The organism is Streptomyces sp. NBC_00299, from assembly GCF_036173045.1.
Lineage (GTDB): Bacteria > Actinomycetota > Actinomycetes > Streptomycetales > Streptomycetaceae > Streptomyces > Streptomyces machairae.
In genome coordinates this window covers 108,338-129,369 of sequence record NZ_CP108040.1, presented here as the reverse complement: position 1 = coordinate 129,369, position 21,032 = coordinate 108,338, and the positions used below count along the sequence as shown (strand labels likewise).

The window sequence follows — 21,032 nt, the reverse complement described above, 5'->3', positions numbered from 1 at the left end:
TCTTAGAGGTCGTTTTTTCCCGTTGTTTCATCCTGTGATGCGTAGTTGATCCGGTGATGTCGGGTCGCGCCAGGAGACGGTTGCTTCGCCGGTGAGGCGGCGGGCCATCAGGTCGGTCATGGCGAGGTGGATCATGGCTTCGGAGCGTGCAGGGAGGGTCTCGTAGTCGCGCGCCAGGCGGCGGTGGAGCATGAGCCATCCGTAGGTCCGCTCGACCGTCCACCGCTTCGGAATCGGAGTAGAGCCCCTGGTCCCCGGGGTCCGGGCGACGATTTCCATTTTGATACCAAGGGCGGCGGCGTGCTCGACGAAGTGCTTGCGGTAGCCGCCGTCGACCCAGACCATGCGGATGGTGGGGTGGTCGACGGCGACCTGGTCGAGCAGTCGGGCGCCGGCGACGGAGTCCTGGATGCCGGCCGCGGTGACGAGCACGGCGAGCAGGAGGCCGAGCGTGTCGGTCACAATGCTGCGCTTCCTGCCCACGATCTTCTTGGCTGTGTCGGTGCCCTGGCTCGTGGCGGGGACACTGGTGGAGGTCTTGACGCTCTGTGCATCGATCACGCATGCCGACGGGCTCGCGTTCCGGCCCTCCTTCTGCCGCATCAACTCCCGCAGCAGGCCGTTGAGCTGGGCGAACACCCCGTCTTTCTGTCACTTCGCAAAGTAGCCGTAGACGGTTTCCCAGGGCGGGAAGTCGTGCGGGAGGTAGCGCCACTGCACCCCGGTGCGGTCCACGTAGAGGATTGCGTCCATGATCTCGCGCAGCTCGTGTTCGGGCGGACGTCCAAAGTCCAGGGCCCGGCCGCGACGCTCCAAGCGCCATGCGGTCAGGACCGGCTCGATCAACTCCCACCGGGCATCGGACAGATCACTCGGATACGCGCGACGGTCGGCCATGACTTGGACGTACCGCTGGTCGGGGGCGTGCGCCCAGGCGTGTGTTCTGCCGCGCTGAAGCACGGAACACATCCGGGCGTCCTGGAATGAGACAGGCGCAAGTCGACTCCCGCATCAAACGCCACACCATCCGAGTCAGCAAGCAGAGACAACCCGGCAGTCCCAACCGCACCAACACATCGGCGGGTGCAATAGCCCAGATACCACCGCACTGAAGATGAAAACGACCTCTTACTACCGCCGATCGGGTGCCGCACCCGCCCCACGGTCGCAGGCCGCTGTTCTACGAACGGCTCCTGGTGAGTCCTCAAGGAGCAACGCGCCGGGTCCATGTGAGCGCCCTGCAGCGGTCGCTGAGTCAGTCCCGTCGGCCGCGTCTGGGCGCGGGTGGACGCGCTTGCCGTAACGGAGTTGAGGGGCACCGTCCCTCCGGCGCACGGACAGAGGGTTTCCCGCGGGATGCATTCACGGTATCGGCAGGCCAGAGCAATCTTGATCAAGGAAGGCCCTTTGTGATCTTATGACCGCGCCCTCGGTGACGTGAGCACACCAACCGGGGGCATTTCTATGAGAAACCTACCAAAAGGGATATCCCCATGCGTAACACGTTCCTGCGTAAGTCAATCCGTGCGATAGCCGCAGTGGCATGCATGATCGCCCCGCTCTCGATCGCGACCGCCGCGCCTGCTGCTGCCGCCGGTGCGACCTCCTGCCCCAGTGACGGCTACATCTCCAGATGGGACCGCTGCACCACCATCTCCAACGGCGTGCTCAGCGTCCGGACCGTTTCGGCCGGCAACTACATCACGGTGAACTACTACCGCGGGAGCGGCGGCAGCCTGTCGGCCAAGCTCGGCTACGAACGTTCCGGCAACTCCACCTACTCCGGCTACATCAACATGTCCAACACGCCCTTCCACTACGAGCGGAACTGGAGCGTCAGCGCGAACTGCTCCGCCGTCTACGGCAAGCTCCTGACCAGCGGCGGCACCCTCTACGTGACTCCTGCCGCAGACCCCTGCTGATCCCGGCCACTCCCCCTGGCCCCACGCCCCGGCGCCCGCTGCGCCGGGGCGCGTGCGTCGCCCCCGAGCCTTGAGCTATCCCCCCTCGCACCAGGACCTCACCTTGATCGAAGCCGTCTTTCAGCACCACCTGACCTTCCTCGCCGTAGCCATCGCGATAACCCTCACGGCAGGCCTCGCCGCTTTCCTCGTGTCCCGCCGCCGCACCACCGTCAGACGCGCCACGCTGCACGGTCTGTGGGCGGCCTCCGCCACCGGGCCCGCGACCCTGACAAGCTGGTCGGGCAGCGGGGTGCTCACCTATGAGTGCGCCATCAACACCGACCTCGCGGCAGCCCTGACCAGCACGCAGGGCCAGCTCAACATCGCGCTCTTCGCCCCCTACGGCCTGTTCGCCGCCCTCGCCACTCGCCGCCCTCTCTTCGCAGCCGCCACCGGCGTTCTGTTCACCCTGACCGTCGAAACCGCGCAGGCAACCCTCCCGTTCATCAGCCGCCTGTGCGACACCGACGACTTGATCACCAATGCCCTCGGCGCCTGTGCCGGAGCGGCCCTCGGCGCCGTGATACTGCGCCGTATCCCCGACGGCGCCTCCACACCACAGACAACCGTCCGCCGCACGGCAGCCGTTCTCACTCCGGCCGTAGCCCTGATCGGCGTCGTATGGCTGCTCGCCATCGATCCCGTCCGCACACAGCCCCCCAGCCAGGTCCCCACCGCAAGCACCGCCCAGGTGACAGCGCTCAACAAAGCAGTCACCAAGGCCTTCGCATCGGCATACCGGCCGACCAACGCCTTCTACGTCGACAACGGCGACGGAACGGCCTCCGTGTCTGCCTCCCTGCCCGGCGGCGGCTTCGCCGAACTGTCCTGGCCCGACCGCGAGAAGTTCACCGCCCACTTCACCCCGAGCGCCTATGGCGAAGGCGTCCACGCCTACGAGATCCCCGGCATCAGCCACCCCATCACCACCCCCGACGAGGCCAGGAAGATCGCCACCGCCTACGCAGGCCAGTACGCCCCGTGGGCCACCCCCGGTTCAAAAGTCACGGTGCGCCCGATCGACGACAAGGTCGACATCGGCTGGATCGTCGAATGGCGCCGCTGGAAGAACGACATCCTGATGCCGATGCGCCTCGACATCGCCATCGAACCGTCCGGACGCATCATCGACCTCATCGCACGCAACGTCGCAGACCCCGCCCTGCCCCAGCCGAAGATCAGCGAAGCGAAGGCCTGGGAGATCTTCGACAAACACCACGAGCTCAAGCCCGGTCAGGGACAGCGCCAGCAGCCCATCTACCTCGCACAGCGCCGTGACGGCCAGTGGCGTATCCACTGGCTGCTGTCAGTCCGCGACGGCAACGCCCTGCGTTCAGCGGTCATCGACGCCACCGACGCAAGCGTCCACGACGTCGCCACCACCCAAGACCAGGGCGGCATGCCGCCCCAATGATGTCCATACGGGGCGGCATGCCGCCCCAATGATGTCCATACGCGCAGTGACCGTGTCTTGCCGGTCTCAATCTGCCGCTCGACAGCGTGGTCGATGGCCGCGTCGACGTGCGGCTCGGGCCGGCTCCCTGGTGTGGAGCGGCGCACAGAATCCTCTGCCCCCACTCGCGTTTTCCGTCCTCGCACCATCGGGGTCTAACGGCCCCAGGCATACGGCGCAGTCGTACTGCAACGGTGATCCTTTCTCGCAGCGAGCCGGCTGATAGAAGAAGACGCGTCAGGTCTGCGCCATGTCGACGAAGCGGGAGTAGTGGCCTTGGAAGGCGACGGTGATGGTCGCGGTGGGGCCGTGGCGGTGCTTGGCGACGATGAGGTCGGCCTCGCCGGCACGGGTCGGCTCGGTCGTTCCGGTCGAATCGCTGGCGATGTGGCTGGTTGAGCCGGGCTGGAAAGGGTTGTTGGCCAGGGACGGGTCCTCGGCGCGGGCCGAGGGGCTGGTTACCGGTCCCCGGCGGAGGTGCTAGCCGACACATGTGCTGCGCGACCGTGTCGCCATCGTGAGCGGCTTCGACGCGAGTGCGCCGACGGGCTCACACCACATGTGATCAGGCTCAACGACCGCAGCCCAGCGCGAGGTCGGTCAGTCCCCCAGGTTTTCTGGCGGCACGGTCGCTGTTACCACTGCGGGCAATCGGCCATTCAGGATTTCCTGACGTGGCAGTGACAGCCCGAAGTGCTGCTGCAACGCGGTCAGGGTCGCACGCAACGTGTCGAACTCCTCGCTGACGTCATCATCGAGGAATCCGGCTTCCTCGAACGCCGGCAGCAAGAACGCCATGCCGTCGTCTGGGGTGTCGCCGATGTCGAAGCGACCGACCGTTTGGCCGTCGCGGTAGTACCAGCACTCCCTGGGCGGGTCGTCCGGCTTCGGAGTCAGGTGCAAGACTTCAACCCCGCCTGCGGAGACGTCGGAGTGAGCCCACCAAGCCTTCGAGGGCCAGCCCTGCTCCACCGCATATGACCAGCCCGCGCATTCGCCGAAGCGGGCCACGCGGGCTGATTCACGGTCGTTGAACGTCAGCCGCTCGGCCTCGGCGAAGGTGATCGGGTCGAGTACATGTCCGGGCCGGGCACCGAGCCGGACAACGAGATCGCCTGGGCTGATGCCACGTGCGAAGGTGACGAACAGGATGGGGGCGTCTCCGCGCCAGGCGTCGGTCAGCCACGTGATGCCGTCGCTCAATGTTTTCTCCGGGTCTCAGGGATGCGACTGGGGCGGGGCGTGCGGCCGGGGCCCCGCCCCAGTCTGCGTCGTGTCCTACCAGCCGGTCACGGCTTTGGAACGGTGCACGACACGCTCGCCTTGGACGCGTCGCAGTGCGCGAACTCAGGGAAGGCCACCCAGTACTCGTCCTTGTCCAGCAGACGGTACTTCGATGGCGAGGAGAACGTTCCGGAGAACGGCTGCATCGACTGGGTGTTCTGGTAATTCGACATCGACGAGCGTCCGCAGACTTCCTTCCACGTCGGAGCAGCGGTACGGATGTCGTCGTACAGCCTCCAGTCGCCCGTCGCGATGCGGGAGGCGTAGGTCTGCACGCACTCGTTACCGGTGTCGACCTCGTTCATGCCGCCCAGGGAGGCAGGCATACCGCCCGAGTTGTAGGAGGCAGCGTAGGCGAACTCATCGCAGCTGGCGGTGTCGCTCGTGTCGATCGGGGTGGTGTCAGGGTTGCCGTAGGTCTTGGCCCAGCCATCCGGGCAGATGACCTTCCGGTTCAGGTCAGAATCCCGCACGGACGCAGGGAGGTACTTGATCGGCTTCCCCGCTGCCTTGGAGCCGGGGTGGTTGGGCAGCTTCGACTGGATCAGCCAGGCGTGCGCGACGGCGGCCGGTGTCTTGGCGAAGTTCATCACCCAGGTCGGCTTGTAGGCCGAGAACACGCAGCCAGGGCTGGTGGCGGAGGCGACGATGTCGCAACGGATGTCGAAGTCCGGGGTGGAGTTGCCCAGCCACTGCGGGTCGTTGTCGATTTCCCCGGCGCCGTCCTGGACGGTCCCAGCGATAGTCCAGTCCAGCTGCAGGCTGGTGATCTTGGTGGCGGTGCCGCCAGTCCATTCGTGGTTGAAGGTGGCGTACGCGGCGTGGATGTCACCCTTCGGTTGCCACGTGTTGGAGCCATCCCACACAGGGGCGGCGGTGGTGCACTCCGGTGAGCACTTGAACGTCGGGGTCATGGTGACCGGTCCCGGCATGCCGATGGTGCCGTGCTCCACGATGAACGGGTCCATCGGCACCAGCGCGAACCGCTGGGTGAACTTCCGGGACACCGGGTCGAGCTTGATCTCGATGGCCGAGGCGAAGTGTGCGTCCGCCGGGTTGTAGATGTTCCCGTCCGGAGCCTTGACCTTGTACTTGAACACGATCGGCGTGGCCCACTTCAGGCAGGCGCTGTCCCGCTTGAAGTAGTCCTTGCCCGCCGAGACGCCCGTGTCGTTGCACCACGGCACCAGATCGCCACTGCCCGCACGGAGCTTGTTCGCGACGTCCTGCTTCTCCTTGGCGCTCAAGTCGGACGGCTTCCCGACCTCAATGCAGGTGATCTTCTGCCCGTGGTCGGTGCAGGTCTCGCGGCCCTTGCCGGCATCCTTCGTGGCACGGGTAGCCTCGGGCAGGTTACGGGTCCCCACCTGCGGCTCCTGGTACTTGCCCAGGTCCACCGCCGGTGCGCTCTTGTTCGGCTCCGGGAGCTTGATGTTCACGGCACGCCCGCGGGTTTTGAACTTCGCCCACGCCGACCAGTCCGTCTCGTACAGGCCGCCGTCGTAGGCAGAGGTGCGGAAGGCATAGGTGGTGTTCGTCTTCAGGTCGCCGTAGTGCAGGGTGACCTTCGCGGTGCCGCCGGAGGTGACGAAGTTGGACACCACGACGCCGTAGGCGGCGGGCTGACCCGTGTCCGGGTCGGTGAGCTTGACTTGGTCCTTGGGGTTGCCGTTGGCGTCGGTGGTGTAGACCTGGAAGGTCAGGTTCGCGGTGTCGCCGTCGCCGTCAGTAACCGTGTTGGACAGGGTGGTCGTGGTGCGGTTGACCTGCCACACCCCGTTCGCGTCCTTGGCGCCCGGTGCAGCCTTGAGGTTTTTCCCGGACTCGGGTCGGTGGTTGTTGGCCCTGGTCAGCGTTTCTGGGCCTGCAGCAGGGCGGGAGGCCGGAGGATATTCCCACTCGAGCGTTTCGTCACTGCTGTCGGCGGCAGCGATGCCGCCTCCCCCAAGGAGCATGACGGCCGCCGTGACGGCAGCGATTCTGGACAGGATGAATCTTTTCCGCGATAAACAGGACAAGGCGTGTGTTCCCCTTCTGGCCGCCGGGCCCAGGTGTATTCCCCTTGGGCCAGGGCGGCTGTGGTCGGTTGTCGCGCCGACCAATGTCTATGTGGGGCGCCATGCTCTGTTCAAGGCCATGAACTGGGGTGATCCGGCTGTAAGTCAGGTACCGGACATGACCCTTGGCACGTTTAGATACGGTTGCAGCGCAGATCCTCCAAAGGAGGCCACGGTGAGCTGGTGCGTTGCGACAACTGCCCCTCGGCCGCCCAGGGACCTGACGGGTTCCGCCCCGCCCCCAGCAGGACACGTTGCCGCTGTGGCTGGGCGTCGGCGGCACCCCCGCCAGCGCGGAACGCGCCGCCCGTCTCGGCCTGCCCATGGTCCTTGGCCTCATCGTCGGCGACATCCGCCGCGCACGCCCCTCACCGAGCACTACCGGACCGTCGGTGAGGCCGCCGGCCACACCCCCGATGTGCTGCACCTCGGCGTCACCAGCCACTTTTATGTTGGCGAGACCTCGCAGGACGCCCGCCGCAGCCTCTACCCCTACTACCGCGCATACCTGCGGCCCAAGACACCCGGAGGCCGGGGCCGGCTCATCGAAGCCGACCAGTTCGAAGCCGTCACAAGCCCCCTGGGCGCGCTGATGACCGGAAGCCCGCAGGAAGTCATCGACAAGATCCTCACCGAACGCGAACTCCTCAGCGTCGACCGCTTCATGGGACAGATCGACTTCGGCGGCATGCCGGCCGGGATGGTCAACGACTCCATCGAACTTCTCGCCAACGAAGTCGCCCCCGCCATCAGCAAGGAGACCGCGATAGACGTTGCGACCGCCTGAGCGCACGCCATACCCAGCCCCGCCAGATCGGCGGGCGCGGAGGCTGCCGGCAAGGGACGGTGCCCAATCACCACCGGACGGCCGCTTCTGGGGGCCCTACACGGGCTAGTTGTGCTGTCCGGAGAGGTTGGTGACGCGACTGGCAGGGGTTTGGCCACGGATGCCGGTGTGGGGTCGGTGGTAGTTGTACCAGTCCAGCCAGTCAGGAAACGCTGCCTGTCGTTCGGCGTTTGAGGTGTAGGGCCGCTGGTAGGCCTATTGGTCGTGCAGGGTGCGGTGGAAGCGTTCGACCTTGCCATTCGTCTGAGGCCGCCAGGGGCGGGTCCAGCGAGGGCTGATGCCCAGGTCGTGGCAGGTGTCGCGCCAGGTGTTCTTGGTGTAGGCCCAGGCGTTGTCGGTCAGTACGCGTTCGACGGTGACGCCCTGGCTGGCGAACCAGGCGGTGGCCCGGCGTAGGAAGGCCGCGCAGGTAGCGGCCCTCTCGTCGGGCAGGTCCTCGGTGTAGGCGAGGCGGCAGTGGTCGTCCAGGGCGGTGTGCAGGCAGGCGTATCCGGTTCCGTTGCGGCGGTCCTGGTTGGCCCGGCCGGCGTAAAAGGCCACGTCGGGCCCAGACCCGACACAGGGTCGCCGGGAGGTGGGAGCAATCAACACCACCCCCCGGCGAGTCGTAAAAGGCCACGCTCGTGTGCCGTCGCCCTTAGGCCAGCTTCCGGCCCACCTCCACCCCGAGCCACTGTCCCCGTCGTCTGCGTGGTAGCAGTTCCGGTCCTCGGTTCCGTTCGCGATCTGCATGCGGCTGATCCCCGCGGGAGCACCACCGAGGTGCGCCCTGCGGAGCGGGAAGCAACGAGGTGCGCAACGTCAGCTGCGCAGGTCGCACCTCCCGCCCCGCAGAGCGGGCCACAGGCCCTGAGGGTGAGGCCTACGGCCAGGTCCTGCGCCCTCCGGCGGGGAGGCGGGGAGCGCAGGACCTGTGAGCTGTCGGGACTTGAACCCGATCCCGCCCCCGGAAAAGGGGCCGTGCGCGCCTACACCGCAGCCCCGAGAACGCCCCTCCCCGACTCAGGTTCACCGATCACCTGCACACCCGAACGCGCCTTTCCCACCGAATGAAGAATTGCATATTCGAATTCGGTGAGCGCGAGCGAATCTAGCTTCCGGGACTTCACGATAACCACACCTTGAGATCCTGCAAAAGGAAAGAGGTCAGTGAAATACCGCCATGCTGACCAGGCGAAGAAACTCATCATGGTCACTTGCAGGCGGATCCTCACGGCCTGATCCTGAGTGCACCTTCGATCCGCCCACCAAGACCCTGACCTGGAGTCGAATGGTGTCGACCTGTCGGCAGCATTCCTTACAACCGATCGCATGCAGGCGTCGTCCTGCCTGTTGGCATTCACCTCGGCTTACTGCTCCATCTTCGTCGGTATGGAGAACAGTAGTCACGCCGCACACTCGGCGTCGCCAACTTGAGGGAAACTTGAGATATTTATCAGACGGAATGCGTTTCTGAACGGCCTTCCCCTTGACGGCCCCCGATGATCCGTGTGGATTATTGGCGAACCGAAAGGGGCCTGGCATGAGACTGCTCGTCATCGAGGATGACATTCACGTGGCCCTTGCCCTCTCCGCACTCCTATCGCAGCACGGCTTCGAGATAGTGCATGCCTGCAGTGCCAAGGAGGCGCTTCAGATTCTGCCTCCGGACGACGCCCAGCCCTTCGGTGTCATTCTCCTCGACCTCGGGCTGCCTGACCAGGACGGCTACGAGGTATGCACCACGATCCGCAAGCTGACCAGTACTCCGGTAATCATGGTCACGGCGCGGTCCGACGTACGGTCCCGGATACACGGTCTCAACGTCGGAGCCGACGACTACGTGGTCAAGCCGTACAGCGTCGGGGAACTGCTCGCCCGGATCCATGCTGTGAGCCGACGCACCGCGCCCGTGGGCGAAGCGGAACCTGGCGCGAGCTCTCTGCGGCTCGGGCCCGTGCACATCGACCTGCCCACCCGTCAGGTGACCGTCGACGGGTCCGCCGTGCACCTGACCCGCAAGGAGTTCGATCTGCTCGTGCTACTTGCGCAGAGGCCAGGTGTCGTCTTCCGCCGGGAGCAGATCATCAGCAGCGTGTGGAAGAGCATGCCCCAGGGCACAGCTCACACCCTGCACGTTCATGTGGCCTCCCTGCGGACCAAATTGGGGAACCCTGCTCTCATCGAGACCGTGCGTGGCGTGGGCTACCGGCTCCTCGTTCCCGAGCCGTAGCAGCGAGCGAGTGGGCTTTACTGTTCGGCCCTCGGTCATGCGACTGCGAGAAGGCGAGCCCTACCGCCACCGGTGAAATGACCCCCACCCAATGGTCAGCGACCCATGAACCCACGCCGCGAGTATAAAACTCTCGTTCGATCAGGGTCTCCCCTGACTGCGGTCTGGTTGCCGGGGCTCGGTAGCCGGGGGACGACAGATATCAGTTCAACGTATAGAAATGTGCTATGTGTGCAGTTTTGGGCTGGGCATGGCGGAGGCGGCCCCACTCGGCAAGAGATCGCGATGCTCAAGGTCGGGCTCGTCTGTCATCTGGCCACCCTCAGCACCGTGATCAGCAGCAACGCCCTCGAGGGAGGTCGCCAGGCGGTCGGCGCCTACGCTCGCTGGGCGTGCGCAGCGTCGCGGGCCAAATGTTTCTTCTGGTGCTGGCGGTAGTGGTACTGCTCGTCGCTGTCGCGTTGGTGCTTCTCGTGGTGCAGGCTCGGCGCCAGAGCATGGCCGATGCCCAGCAGCGGACGCTTGTCGCCGCCCAGATGTTCGCTGACTCTCCCGGGATCCTGACGGCGCTGAACAGCCCTGACCCGACCGCGGTACTGCAGCCGCGTGCTGAGGCGGCCCGGGATGCCGCCGATGTTGATGCCGTCCTCGTGTACGGGCTGGACGGGATCGTCGTCGCTGACAGTGACCGGCGTCAGATCGGGAAGCATGTCGTCGGCCCCTATGCGGAGGCGGCGGGCGGCAAGGCTTTTACGAGGACCTTCGAAGGGTCCCTGGGGCTCTCGGTGATCTCGGCGGTGCCCGTCAAGGCTCCTGACGGCTCGGTTGCCGGCATTGTCTCGGCACCGGTCAGGGTCCGCGAGGTGCAGGAAACCGTGGACCGGCAGCTGCCGACGCTTTTCGGAAGCGCTGCTGGGGTACTTGCCCTTGCCGCAGGCGGGGCGGGGCTGGTCAGTCATCGGTTGCGGCGACAGACGCATGGCCTGGGCCCTGCCGAGATGACGCGCATGTACGAGCACCACGATGCAGTCCTGCACGCTGTGCGGGAGGGGGTGCTGATCATCGACGCTGGCAGCAGTCTGCTTCTGGCAAACGACGAGGCACGGCGGCTGCTGGACCTGCCGCCGGACGCGGAGCACCACCACGTCATTGAGCTGGGGTTGGAGGACGACCTTGCCGAGCTGCTGGCCTCGAATCGCATGGCCACCGACGAGGTTTATCTGACTACCGACCGTCTCCTCGCAGTCAACAAGAGACCCACCGCCCCCTACGGACCTGCCAGCAGCGTGGTGACACTGAGGGACACCACCGAGCTGCAAGCTCTTTCCGTCAGAGCCGAGAGAGCCCGCGAGAGGCTGAAGCTGCTCTACGACGCCGGCGTGCGGATCGGAACCACTCTGGATGTGACACGCACCGCCGACGAACTGGCGCACGTCGCGGTCCCCCGGTTCGCCGACATCGTCACCGTCGAGCTGCTGGAGCCGGTCCTGCGCGGCGATGAGCCGCCCGGGGTAAGCACCGAGATGCGCCGCACCGCCGTCGCCGGAGTGGAGGCGGACCATCCTCTCTACCCGGTCGGGGAACTGATCCAGTTTGCTGTCACCAACCCCGTCGCCGCTGCGATCTCCAGCGGCCGCGCGGTCCTCGAGACGGACCTGAACGCGGCCGAGGGCTGGCGGGCCCAGGACCCAGAACGTGCTGAACGCGTTCTGGATTACGGCATCCACTCCCTACTGGTGGTCCCCCTGCGGGCCCGCGGTGTGCTGCTGGGCGTGGCCGACTTCTGGCGATCGGACACCTCCCCGCCGTTCGACGACGAGGACGTGTCCTTCGCCGAGGAACTGGCAGCCCGGGCTGCCGTGGCGATCGACAACGCCCGCCGCTACACCCGCGAACACACCATGGCCGTCACGCTCCAGCGCAGCCTGCTTCCCCGTGGACTGCCGGAACAGACAGCCCTCGAGGTGGCCTACCGCTACCTGCCAGCAACGGCGGGCGTAGGCGGGGACTGGTTCGACGTCATCCCGCTGCCCGGCACCCGAGTGGCGCTGGTCGTCGGCGACGTCGTCGGCCACGGCCTACACGCCGCGGCCACCATGGGCCGTCTGCGCACCGCCGTATACAACTTCTCGGCCCTGGACCTGCCTCCCGACGAACTACTGGCCCGTCTTGACGAACTGGTGGACCACATCGACACCGAGCAGCGCGCGGAGGACGACAGTCTGGGAATCACCGGGGCTACCTGCTTGTACGCCATCTACGATCCCGTTTCCGGGCGCGTGGCCGCCGCCACCGCAGGCCATCCGGGGCCGGCAGTGGTCCTTCCGGACGGGACCGTACTCTCACCCGAGCTGCCCATCTCCCCACCGCTGGGCCTCGGCGCCGGTCAGCCCGTCGAGAGCGCCGAGCTGACCCTCCCAGAGAGCTCCCGGCTGGTGCTCTACACCGACGGCCTGATCGAGGACCGCCACCGCGACCTGGACACCGGCCTAGAGGCGCTGCACAGCGCACTGGCCGGATCGGACCGCGCCCCCGAGGCCACCTGCGCCACCGTAATCGAGGCCATGCTGCCCGCCCGCCCCAATGACGACGTCGCACTGCTGGTAGCTCGAACCCGCCGACTGGACCCAGCGCAGGTCGCCGAATGGACCGTGCCTCGCGATCCGGCGGCGGTAGCCCCGGTCCGCAACGCTTGTGCCGCCCGGCTGGCCGAGTGGGGCCTGGAGCACATCGCCTTCACCACCGAGCTCATCCTCAGCGAACTGATCACCAACGCCATCCGCTACGGCACCGAGCCCATCACCGTCCGACTGCTGCACGACCGCACCCTGATCTGCGAGGTCTCCGACGGCAGCAGCACCTCTCCTCGCCTACGCCGAGCGAAGACCACAGACGAGGGCGGCCGCGGACTCTTCCTCGTCGCCCAATTCGCCCAGCGATGGGGCACCCGCTACCCGCCCACCGGAAAGATCATCTGGACCGAGCAAGCCATCCACGACGGCGCTGGTTCGGCCGAAGAAGCCTCTGAGGAGGCCCTCCTCGATGCCTGGGACGACACCGAGATCTGATCCGTCAGGAGGCCACAGCAGTGCCGCTCCGGGAGCTCACCAGGCCGACCAGGCCGTCCGGCTGGTAGTCGAGTACCTGGGATCAGCTAGTGGAAGGGAAGCCTTGCATGGCGCAGGTGCGCGCTGGCGTATCGCGGGGGTGCTGCTATCCGCCCGGTTGTGCTTGCCATTGCGACTGTAATTCTCGACCGAGAGCATATTTCCGACGGCATGCTTTTCAACTTATCGTTGAACATCGCCCGCGGAGTGCAGCACTAATTCTTCCGCAGGCAGCCTGTCCGTGACAGTGCGTACCGAGTTATTGTAGGCGCTGTCATCTGCATACATTCCGTGCGCCAAGGACAGACCGTACGGGCCGTTCGTCACCCGTCCCATCCCTCGCCCCTCCTGGAACGCTCGTGACTTCACCTCGTATCCGAGCAATCGCCGCCGCCAGCTGCTTCGCCCTAGCGGCAGCGGCCCTTAGCAGCTGCGGTGCCGGCCCCACCGCCACGCCCCAAAAGCCATCGATGGCCACCTCCGCCAACGACGCCGGCGGCATGGATGCGCTGATCGCAGCAGCGAAGCGCGAGGGTACGCTCAACGCGTTGGGAATAGCCCGCGAATGGGCAGGATACGGCGCCCTGATCGACGGTTTCGAGAGGCAGTACGGGATCACGGTCAGAAATGAGAAGCCGTCGACCACGTCGACCCAGGACAAGTTCGACGCGCTGAAGAACAGCCGCAAAGGGCAGGCGCACGCCCCCGACGTCATCGCCTTCGGTGACACATACCCGCGCGCAGCAGCCCAGCAGAACCTGCTCGCTCCGTACAAGGTCGCCGCTTACGACGCGATCCCCGCCAACCAGAAGGACCCGCAGGCCCGCTGGACCAATAACTACGGCGGTTACACCTCCATCGGCTGCGACGCCGGCCGCGTCAAGCAGTGTCCCCGAACCTTCGCTGACCTGCTCAAACCCCAGTACAAGGGCATGGTGGCGATCGAAAGTGACCCCATCAAGAATAGTTCTGCAATCCCCGCAGTGTATGCGGCAGCCCTTGCGAACGGTGGATCGTTTGACGACGTCGGGCCCGGAATCGAGTTCTTCGTCAAACTGAAGAGTCTGGGCAATCTTTACTCCGGCCCGAGATCCGAAACTACTATAAACGACGGTAAGATCCCCATCCTTATCGACCACGACTTCTATAATCTCGACTACGCCGACAAGATGAGGAGTAAGGGCGTAGAGTGGAAGGTTTCGATTCCGTTTGACGGTAGTTTCGCTCAGTACTACGCATTTACGGTCAACAAGCATGCTCCACATCCGGCAGCCGCACGGCTGTGGATGGAGTGGGTTTTCAGCCCCGAGGGTCAGAACATCCGGCTCAACGGATATGCTCGCCCGGTGCTTATGCAGGTGATGGAGGAGGATGGCACCCTCGACAAAGCCGCCGCCGCGCGAATGCCGGCGGTTGAGGGCACGCCGCAGTTCCCCACGGACAAGCAGTTGGAGAAGGCCAGGAAGATGATCGCCAAGGGCTGGCCAGAGGGTCTTGGCTGACATCTCAGCGACGCAGCAAGAACCTACTCGCGTGCTTGAGACGCTCAGACGGCCACCGGGTTCAGTTCTGACTGAGGAGGCCCCGTCCCTGCGGTTGCCCGGCTCTCTCGTCACCCGGCCAATCGGTGGCGGTAGCGTTCCGGTTGAGTGACGTGCCGCTTTCTGTCTGGTCAATGGGCCTACGTTCCTCGGCGTGCCTGGCGAGTACTTGTCTGCTGAACAAGAGGCCGCTACGAGCGGTTGGTCAGCGGAGCTGTCGCTCCACGAGCTGGCACAGCCTTTGTCGCCTGAGCACCAGGGTGGGTCTGGAGTTGGCGTGGCCAAGCGCCGCCCGGCAACGATGCGGACGCTCGAGCGTCCCCTGGCCGGACCCCGGCACATAATCCGGTTCGTCGCGGAGCAGCTCGGCCTCGTAGTTGCCTGTGCGGACGAGGCCGGCGCTCCCCGTCGTGAAGGACCTCAGGGTGCCGCTCTGAGGGGACGGAAGAAGGGTCCGTCCCGAGGAAGTTGGTGACCGGCTCACACGAACAGCTTCCCGTATGGGCGTCGGACACTGCCGCAGAGCTGGATGCATGTGCCGGCGCGATGGCTGTATCCTCGGCCCGCTGCGACAGCGGGCCGAGGACATGGTTAGGAGAGTCCGAGATGCCCCTGCCGCGGCTAGGACCGTCCCCAGAGCCCGGGGTCAAGCCGAAGCCGCCGCCGCCTCCTTCGCCGAAAGCCGGAGACGCTCAGTCGCTGACCTCAGGCGGGCAGTCTCCACCGGGTCGGACGGGCGCCGGGTGTGCCAGTCCGTGAGTGCCTGGTAGGCGGTTGCGACTTCGAGCAGGCGATCCTCCTCGTACGGCTGGCCGCCCAGGATCACACCGACGGGCACGCCGTCGTCGTCGAAGCCGATCGGGAATCCGAATTCGGGAAGGCCCAGGATGTCGAACGGGACGGGTTCGGTCTGCAGCAGTACGTCGCAACCGTCGTCGCCGAAGATGCCGTTGAGAACCTCGCGCAGCAGGTGGCTCTTGGCGCGCTGTGCAGTGATCCACTCGTCGCCGGAGAGCATCAGGCCTTGCAGCCAGCTCAGCAGCGACACTCCGAACTTCGCAGGGTCGGAGCGTAGCCAGTGCCGGAAGGGTTCCGTACGCTCGGCCAGCCGGGCGGCGTTGAAGGTACCGGTCAGCAGTGCCCAGTCCGCCGGATAGGTGACGTCCACGAGAGTCACGCCCGGGATCGCGTCCAGTGTGTTCAGGAATGCGGTGCGCAGTTCCTTCCGGTCGGTCAGGAAGTCTGCGGGTATGCCGATCCGGGTGGCCTGGCGCATGCGCACCGCCCCGTGGCGTGAAACGACGGGGGTCGCGGCCTGGACGAGGTCGGGCACATTCGGCAACCCGAGGGTGCGCGGGTCTCGAGCGTCTGGTCCTGCCATGACCTGCAGCATGATCGCCGCGTCTATGGCGTCCCGGGCCAGTGGGCCCGCGTGGTCTCGCGTGAAGGACAGCGGTATTACGCCGTGCAGCGAGACGCGTCCCATGGTGGGCTTCAGACCGGTCAGGTTCTGCTGGTTGGAGGGCAGGACGATGGAGCCGCCGGTCTGCGTACCGATGGACGACGATGCCAGGCGGGCGGCCACTGCGCACGCGGGACCGGTCGATGAGCCGCCCGGGTCGACCGCAGGGTCGTCCGGGGTCCAGGCGTTGACGGTGGTGAGCGTGCCGTTCGGCTTCGTCGCCCTTGTTGTAGCGAGCGGCCCCATCTGGCCCTTTCCCAGCACGATCCCGCCCGCCGCAGTGAGCCGGGCCACGACAGTGGCGTCTTCGTCCGGCACGAAGTCCTCGAAGATGTACGAGTTGCAGCGGGTCGGCACACCGCGCGTGAAGTAGTTGTCCTTGATGCACAGCGGAATGCCGTTCAGGACACCGCCCGGCCCCTCGCCGCGGTCGGCACTGCGCGCCGCCGCCAGTGCGGCATCGCCGGTAACCTCCGCGTACGCCTGATACGTCGAGTCGTACCTCTCGATCCGTTCCAGATACGCCTGCACAAGGTCGGTGGCCGACAGCCTGCGACGCCTCATGAGCACGACTGCCTCGGCGAGTGTCGCTTCGGACGGGTCGTCCAGCGCGGCCTGTCGCACGTCGACATGGATGTCGCGGGCGTCGATGCCGACGGGGGACGGCGCTGCTGGGCTTGTCTGTGCCAAAGACACTTGGGCCGTAGCCGCATGCACCTGAACCGCGGCGGGACTCATGACGCTGCTCGCCACGGCGGCAGCGGAACTCGCAAGGAAGACGCGCCTGTTGACAGTCCGACTCATCACTCGCCCGCCGTCTCGGTCCACGCCTCCATGATCGACGGGTACAGCAGCGGCGCCGAAGCCTGCTGCGCGTACTCGGGTTTTTGTCCAGCCGGGGACCATTGGGACATGGCCCCGGGCGTGGAGTCGACGAACGATCGCAGTGAGGCGAGTACCTGACTCCGGGTGGGCGCCCCGCTGTCCGGGTCCGGCAGCTCCGAAAGGAGCGCCAGATCGAAACCGGCCAGAACCAGTCTAGTCCGTATGTACGCGTCGAGCTGATCCTTCGTGGGTGGTTGTGGCTCACTCATAGCGGACCTCCGTGATCGACGTACTGATGCGTGCAGGAGTACGAGGACTGACATGTGTGCGGGAGGCGGGGAGCCTCTTCCGCCAAGCCCCCGGGACAGGCGGACCTGCGGAGATCTAGAGGTAGTCGGACACAGGCGAGGGCCTTTCGCACCGTCCTGCCCTCGTGGGTCTTACACACCGCCGGTACTCGCCCAAGGTGGGCGCACGCTGCCAGGGACGGACTTTCTGAGGCTCCTGGACACGTCCAACCCGTTAGTGCTTCCGCAGAGGCGGGCCTGGGCCCGCCTTATGGTCTTGGGGTTTACCTGGCGCCTGTTCGAGGCTGCCTATGGCAGTGGCTCCAGGAGGGCACTGCCGACCGGCGGTCCGATCCTGCCAGCGAGGGAAAGCTAGACCGGCCCCGCCGCACGGGCGGCGGGGCCGGAACTCGAGCTAGCTCGAGATCTTCTACTTGCTCATGCTTCCGAGGTAGAGGGCGTTGAACAGAAGCTTGAATGTGCCGTGGGTCTGGGACCGGTTCTGCGGGCGGAATCCGAGGAGCACGGCATGACCGTCGCCGATCTTCGCGTCGACGGCGGCGGAGCGGTTGTGCAGGGTTTGCTCACCGAGGATCCAGCCGCTGGCCAGTGCCTTCTCACTCGGGTAGCGGGCGACGTTCTGCACCGAGTCGGCGCCTGCGGCCACCTCGAAGGCGGGGCTGTAGGAGAAGAACCCGACCCCCTTCTCAGGCATGCCCCAAGCGATCGGCTGGTTGGCGTCGAACTGCATGTTCAGCAGGGTGCCTGGGGCGAAGAACTCGGTCTCCTTCTTCCCTTCGGTGACATCCTTGACGGGAACGCCAAGGCCCTTGCGGGCCAGCTCTTCGGCGTTGTTGAAAGTGACCAGAGTTCCGCCTTGCTTGACGAACTCCTTGAGGTGGGCGACGCCTTCCTCGGTCATGCCGCCGGTGTACTCCTCGGGCATGGAGCCGGGCTTCTGCCCGTCACGCAGCGCGGCGTATGAGGCGTCGGGCAGGACGATGACGTCATAGTTCTTCTTGAGGTTGCCGGCCCGGACCTTCTGGTCGGTGAGCTTGTCCTGGTTGAACCCGAACTTCTCGAGGGTGTAGCGGGTCCAGCCTTCGTCCCTGCTGCCGCCGCCGACGGTCGCCGCGCCTCGGGCCTGCTCCTCCTCGCTCAAGGCGCCGCCCCACGGGTAGTACAGTCCGACCCGTGGGGCGGTCAGCTTGCGCGCGCTGTCCGGCACCTTGTCCACGCCGGCCAAGTTCAGCCCCAGCTGTCGGGCCTGGGCGGCTGCCTTCTTGCGAACGTCGCCCTTGGCGGGCACCAGGAACGTGCCGGCCGGCCACTTTCCGGCGTTGGTGGTTACCGACGCGGTGCTGCGCGAGACTGTCGCACCTGCGGCCAGGAGCCGGTTCACCGCGAGGACGGAGTTGTTGACCCGCGGGTCGAGGGCAAGGACCGCCTTGTCACTGACCGATCCCGCCCGCACCGCGGCCTGGTCGACGGGCTTGGTGGCAGCGTTGATCCGGGTTTGGTACTTGTCGACCGTGACGCCCATCTGCATGGGAAGCGTCCAGCCGGTGATGTCGTACGGGGGGTCGGGCGGCCCGTCCGGGTACTGCCTGCGGTCGGGGTATTGCTGCGGGTTAAGCAGGTCGTCCAGGTACGGCCGGAAGGTCTGCGCGCCCCGGATCAGGAAGCTGCCGGCCGGGTAAGTCCGCTCGCCGGCCGTGAAGCTCTTTGTGGCCCGCTCCACCTCGACGCCGCCCCTGCGCAGGACGTTCACCATCTTGACGGCGGTGGGGAGGTCGACCTGGTCGGCGGGGACGACGTACGTCTCGTTCGCGCCGGCCTTGACCGCCTGCTGCCCCATCCGGTGCATGCCGCGCAGCCAGTCAGCACGCTTCTGCGATGCCTCGTCCACCATCGCCATGGACGCGGTGGAGATGTACTCGCAGCTTTGCCGAAGGTTCCACTTGCCGCCCTTCCACGGGCTGGGGTAGAAGATCGAAGGGGTCTTCGTCGACTCGCCGTTGGCGAAGGTCTTCGGGAAGTCCTTCGGATCGTACGTCGCCGGCGACGGCCAGGCGTGCGCGGTCTCGGTGAGGATACCGACCATGTTGTGGTAATACGGCGCGGAACGCATGCCGCCGTTCCACCACATGTCGTAGGTGTTGGCGGAGAGGGCGCCGACCTTGCCCTCGGCCTCGAGCCGACGGCCCATCGCGTCGCCCACCAAGTTGACCCCGCGCACGACCTCCGGCTGGATTGCGGGATTGACCGGATCCTTGAACGGCGGGACGGTGATCCGGGAGGGGAAGTCGGCATGCTGGTGGACGTTGTGGACCAGCTGGGGGAACCACTCGTGGTAGAGCTGGCGTCCGATGTTCCGCGTCTCCGGCAGGTTGTACATGTACCAGTCGCGGTTGTTGTCATGGCCGCCGTACTTGTTGTATAGCTCCGGGGGGTTCGTGTGTTCGAACTTCGTGCCGAGCTGCTTTCTGTACCAGTCGGCGACCATGGTGGTGCCGTCCGGGTTCATGTTGGGCATGACGATCGTGATGACATCGTCGCGGATGCGCCGCATCTCCTCCGACTCGCCGGTGACCAGCCGATGCGTGAATAGCGGGCCCGCCTGGTGACCGGCGACCTCGACGGAGTGGAGGCCGAAGTCGACCCAGGCGACCGACTTGCCCTTCTCGGCGAGCTTGTTGGCCTCGGTCTTGGACAAGTTGCCATCGGTGGCCAGGCGGCGGGAGATGTCCTTGAACCGCTGGAGGTTCTTCGGTTTGAGGTTGTCCGCCGAGGAGATGAGCGCCATGATCATGGGGCGTCCCTTGCTGGACTTCCCGATGTCGACGACCTTGATGCGGTCGCTGGCGTCGTCCAGTTTGCGGTAGTACTCGGTGAGCTGCTCGGAGGTCGCCAGCTTGTAGTCGGCGCACGGCTCCCAGCCGATCACGGACTCCGGGGTCGGAACGCGAGGGGATCCCTCGGCAAAGGTGGCCGCCGAGATCGTACCCACCGTCAGCGCTGTCGTCGTGGCGAGCGCCGCCGCCAGCCTGGCTGGCCTTGGTTTTCTCATTACTCGTCTCCGTAGTGAGGAGGTGTTTCGAGGCCGTCGATCTCCCAGTGGCACTGAGGTTCGTCGACGGTCGCGGTTGGGACCGAACCGGTGTCGCAGCCGTCCCGTGGCTTAATGCGCACCGCTTGCGTGGCCGGCTCCGGCTATAGGTAAGGGGCACCGTGGAGCCTGGCAGGGCAACGCATCGGTCAGTTACTCGGCCGTACAACCCATTGGGGTGCTCGGTGGAAATGTGCGAGTACGAAGATCCGCAGTCGGCGGGAGCTACGCCAGAGTAGGCGGGGGTTACGCCAGTGAGGGCGAAATTCGCCTGCCATGCGCGGCTCATTGAGCCGCAGTCGCGTGGCCTTCACTGCGGAGCAGATTGAGGGTTTCCCCATTCTCCTGAATTTCCCTCGGGTAGAGGGAATGACGTGGAGAATAAGTTGCGCAGGAGCTGAGGGTCAACGATCCGGACAAAGACTTGAGATGGATTTGAGGTGTTTGTTGAGACCCATCGGTAACAAATTGCTTCATCTGTTCGATTCGATGGTGTATGTCCGAAGTTGTCCAGTGGCTGCACCGCGGGCCGCTGGCCTGCCGAGGCGCACTCAGATGGATGCCTACGGGTCGCGGGGCCAGCAGCCAGGAGACGGACCTACAAGCAGCCAACGCCGTTGAGCGCATGATCGGCAGGCTCGGCCTGGCGGCCTCACGACCCGATACCTCAAGCTCACAGGACTGCCTCACTGGCCGCCACCAGTACGGATGCGACCCTGCGCCGTGCACCACCTTCGCGGCTTCACGCAGGCTTACGGAGGCGCGAAGAACCCGGTTCGGCGGCGACTGCTTCAACACCTTCAAGCTGCTGGCCGCAGCCGCGCTCCGCCTCTCGCTGGCACTGCCACAGGGGTTAGGTGAGCGAGGCTGCTGAACGGGGCAGC

The 21,032-nt window shown here is 65.9% G+C and carries 12 protein-coding genes and 3 pseudogenes; 6 read left to right on the top strand and 9 right to left on the bottom strand.

Annotated elements, in window-relative coordinates:
* Positions 1 to 27: 27 nt before the first annotated feature.
* A pseudogene (locus OHT51_RS42825) lies at positions 28 to 897 on the bottom strand (IS5 family transposase).
* A gap of 650 nt (positions 898 to 1,547) precedes the next feature.
* Between OHT51_RS42825 and OHT51_RS42820 the strand changes: the two are divergent.
* Together OHT51_RS42820 and OHT51_RS42815 are read left to right on the top strand one after the other, a co-directional pair.
* A complete protein-coding gene (locus OHT51_RS42820) occupies positions 1,548 to 1,922 on the top strand; it encodes a hypothetical protein (protein WP_328884722.1) in 375 nt (124 codons plus the stop codon).
* 103 nt (positions 1,923 to 2,025) lie between these two features.
* Positions 2,026 to 3,378 (top strand): VanZ family protein, encoded by a 1,353-nt coding sequence (locus tag OHT51_RS42815; RefSeq protein WP_328884721.1) that lies wholly within the window; start codon positions 2,026 to 2,028, stop codon positions 3,376 to 3,378.
* Between the two features lie 276 nt (positions 3,379 to 3,654).
* On the opposite strand, the pseudogene OHT51_RS42810 reads toward OHT51_RS42815, so the two are convergent.
* The 3 genes and pseudogenes from OHT51_RS42810 to OHT51_RS42800 all read right to left on the bottom strand — a co-directional run.
* Positions 3,655 to 3,777: pseudogene (locus OHT51_RS42810) on the bottom strand (DnaB-like helicase C-terminal domain-containing protein); the annotation flags it as partial.
* A 240-nt stretch (positions 3,778 to 4,017) separates the two neighbouring features.
* A complete protein-coding gene (locus OHT51_RS42805; RefSeq protein ID WP_328884720.1) occupies positions 4,018 to 4,620 on the bottom strand; it encodes a hypothetical protein in 603 nt (200 codons plus the stop codon).
* An 86-nt stretch (positions 4,621 to 4,706) separates the two neighbouring features.
* Complete coding sequence (locus OHT51_RS42800) at positions 4,707 to 6,476, bottom strand: hypothetical protein (protein ID WP_328884719.1); 1,770 nt, start codon at positions 6,474 to 6,476, stop codon at positions 4,707 to 4,709.
* Positions 6,477 to 7,176: 700 nt separating this feature from the next.
* On the opposite strand from OHT51_RS42800, the gene OHT51_RS42795 reads away from it, so the two are divergent.
* Entirely contained in the window at positions 7,177 to 7,545 is a 369-nt protein-coding gene (locus OHT51_RS42795) for an LLM class flavin-dependent oxidoreductase (RefSeq protein WP_328884718.1), read from the top strand.
* Between the two features lie 105 nt (positions 7,546 to 7,650).
* Here OHT51_RS42795 and OHT51_RS42790 read toward each other — a convergent pair.
* A pseudogene (locus tag OHT51_RS42790) lies at positions 7,651 to 8,112 on the bottom strand (integrase core domain-containing protein); the annotation flags it as partial.
* A gap of 461 nt (positions 8,113 to 8,573) precedes the next feature.
* Positions 8,574 to 8,819: a hypothetical protein gene (locus OHT51_RS42785; RefSeq protein WP_328884717.1), complete on the bottom strand. Its 246-nt coding sequence runs from the start codon at positions 8,817 to 8,819 to the stop codon at positions 8,574 to 8,576.
* Between the two features lie 308 nt (positions 8,820 to 9,127).
* Here OHT51_RS42785 and OHT51_RS42780 point away from each other — a divergent pair, with 308 nt between their 5' ends.
* The 3 genes from OHT51_RS42780 to OHT51_RS42770 all read left to right on the top strand — a co-directional run bounded on the left by OHT51_RS42780 (position 9,128) and on the right by OHT51_RS42770 (position 14,426).
* Positions 9,128 to 9,817 (top strand): response regulator transcription factor, encoded by a 690-nt coding sequence (locus OHT51_RS42780; protein WP_328884716.1) that lies wholly within the window; start codon positions 9,128 to 9,130, stop codon positions 9,815 to 9,817.
* A 413-nt stretch (positions 9,818 to 10,230) separates the two neighbouring features.
* On the top strand, positions 10,231 to 12,885 hold the full coding sequence (locus OHT51_RS42775; protein ID WP_328884789.1) for a SpoIIE family protein phosphatase: 2,655 nt from the start codon (positions 10,231 to 10,233) through the stop codon (positions 12,883 to 12,885).
* A 509-nt stretch (positions 12,886 to 13,394) separates the two neighbouring features.
* The gene (locus OHT51_RS42770) at positions 13,395 to 14,426 is read left to right on the top strand and encodes an ABC transporter substrate-binding protein (protein WP_328884715.1); all 1,032 of its coding nucleotides are present in this window, start codon (positions 13,395 to 13,397) and stop codon (positions 14,424 to 14,426) included.
* A 685-nt stretch (positions 14,427 to 15,111) separates the two neighbouring features.
* Here the strand turns inward: OHT51_RS42770 and OHT51_RS42765 are convergent.
* The 3 genes from OHT51_RS42765 to OHT51_RS42755 all read right to left on the bottom strand — a co-directional run bounded on the left by OHT51_RS42765 (position 15,112) and on the right by OHT51_RS42755 (position 20,109).
* The gene (locus tag OHT51_RS42765) at positions 15,112 to 16,623 is read right to left on the bottom strand and encodes an amidase (protein WP_328884714.1); all 1,512 of its coding nucleotides are present in this window, start codon (positions 16,621 to 16,623) and stop codon (positions 15,112 to 15,114) included.
* A 107-nt stretch (positions 16,624 to 16,730) separates the two neighbouring features.
* Complete coding sequence (locus tag OHT51_RS42760; RefSeq protein WP_328884713.1) at positions 16,731 to 17,021, bottom strand: hypothetical protein; 291 nt, start codon at positions 17,019 to 17,021, stop codon at positions 16,731 to 16,733.
* A gap of 448 nt (positions 17,022 to 17,469) precedes the next feature.
* Positions 17,470 to 20,109: a M14 family metallopeptidase gene (locus OHT51_RS42755; RefSeq protein WP_328884712.1), complete on the bottom strand. Its 2,640-nt coding sequence runs from the start codon at positions 20,107 to 20,109 to the stop codon at positions 17,470 to 17,472.
* Between the last annotated feature and the right edge of the window lie 923 nt (positions 20,110 to 21,032).

Coding starts and splice junctions, on each gene's coding strand:
- OHT51_RS42760 (WP_328884713.1), bottom strand. CDS start 17,021: ATGAGTGAGCCACAACCACCCACGAAGGATCAGCTCGACGCGTACATA.
- OHT51_RS42775 (WP_328884789.1), top strand. CDS start 10,231: ATGTTTCTTCTGGTGCTGGCGGTAGTGGTACTGCTCGTCGCTGTCGCG.
- OHT51_RS42820 (WP_328884722.1), top strand. CDS start 1,548: ATGATCGCCCCGCTCTCGATCGCGACCGCCGCGCCTGCTGCTGCCGCC.
- OHT51_RS42770 (WP_328884715.1), top strand. CDS start 13,395: ATGGCCACCTCCGCCAACGACGCCGGCGGCATGGATGCGCTGATCGCA.
- OHT51_RS42755 (WP_328884712.1), bottom strand. CDS start 20,109: ATGAGAAAACCAAGGCCAGCCAGGCTGGCGGCGGCGCTCGCCACGACG.
- OHT51_RS42780 (WP_328884716.1), top strand. CDS start 9,128: ATGAGACTGCTCGTCATCGAGGATGACATTCACGTGGCCCTTGCCCTC.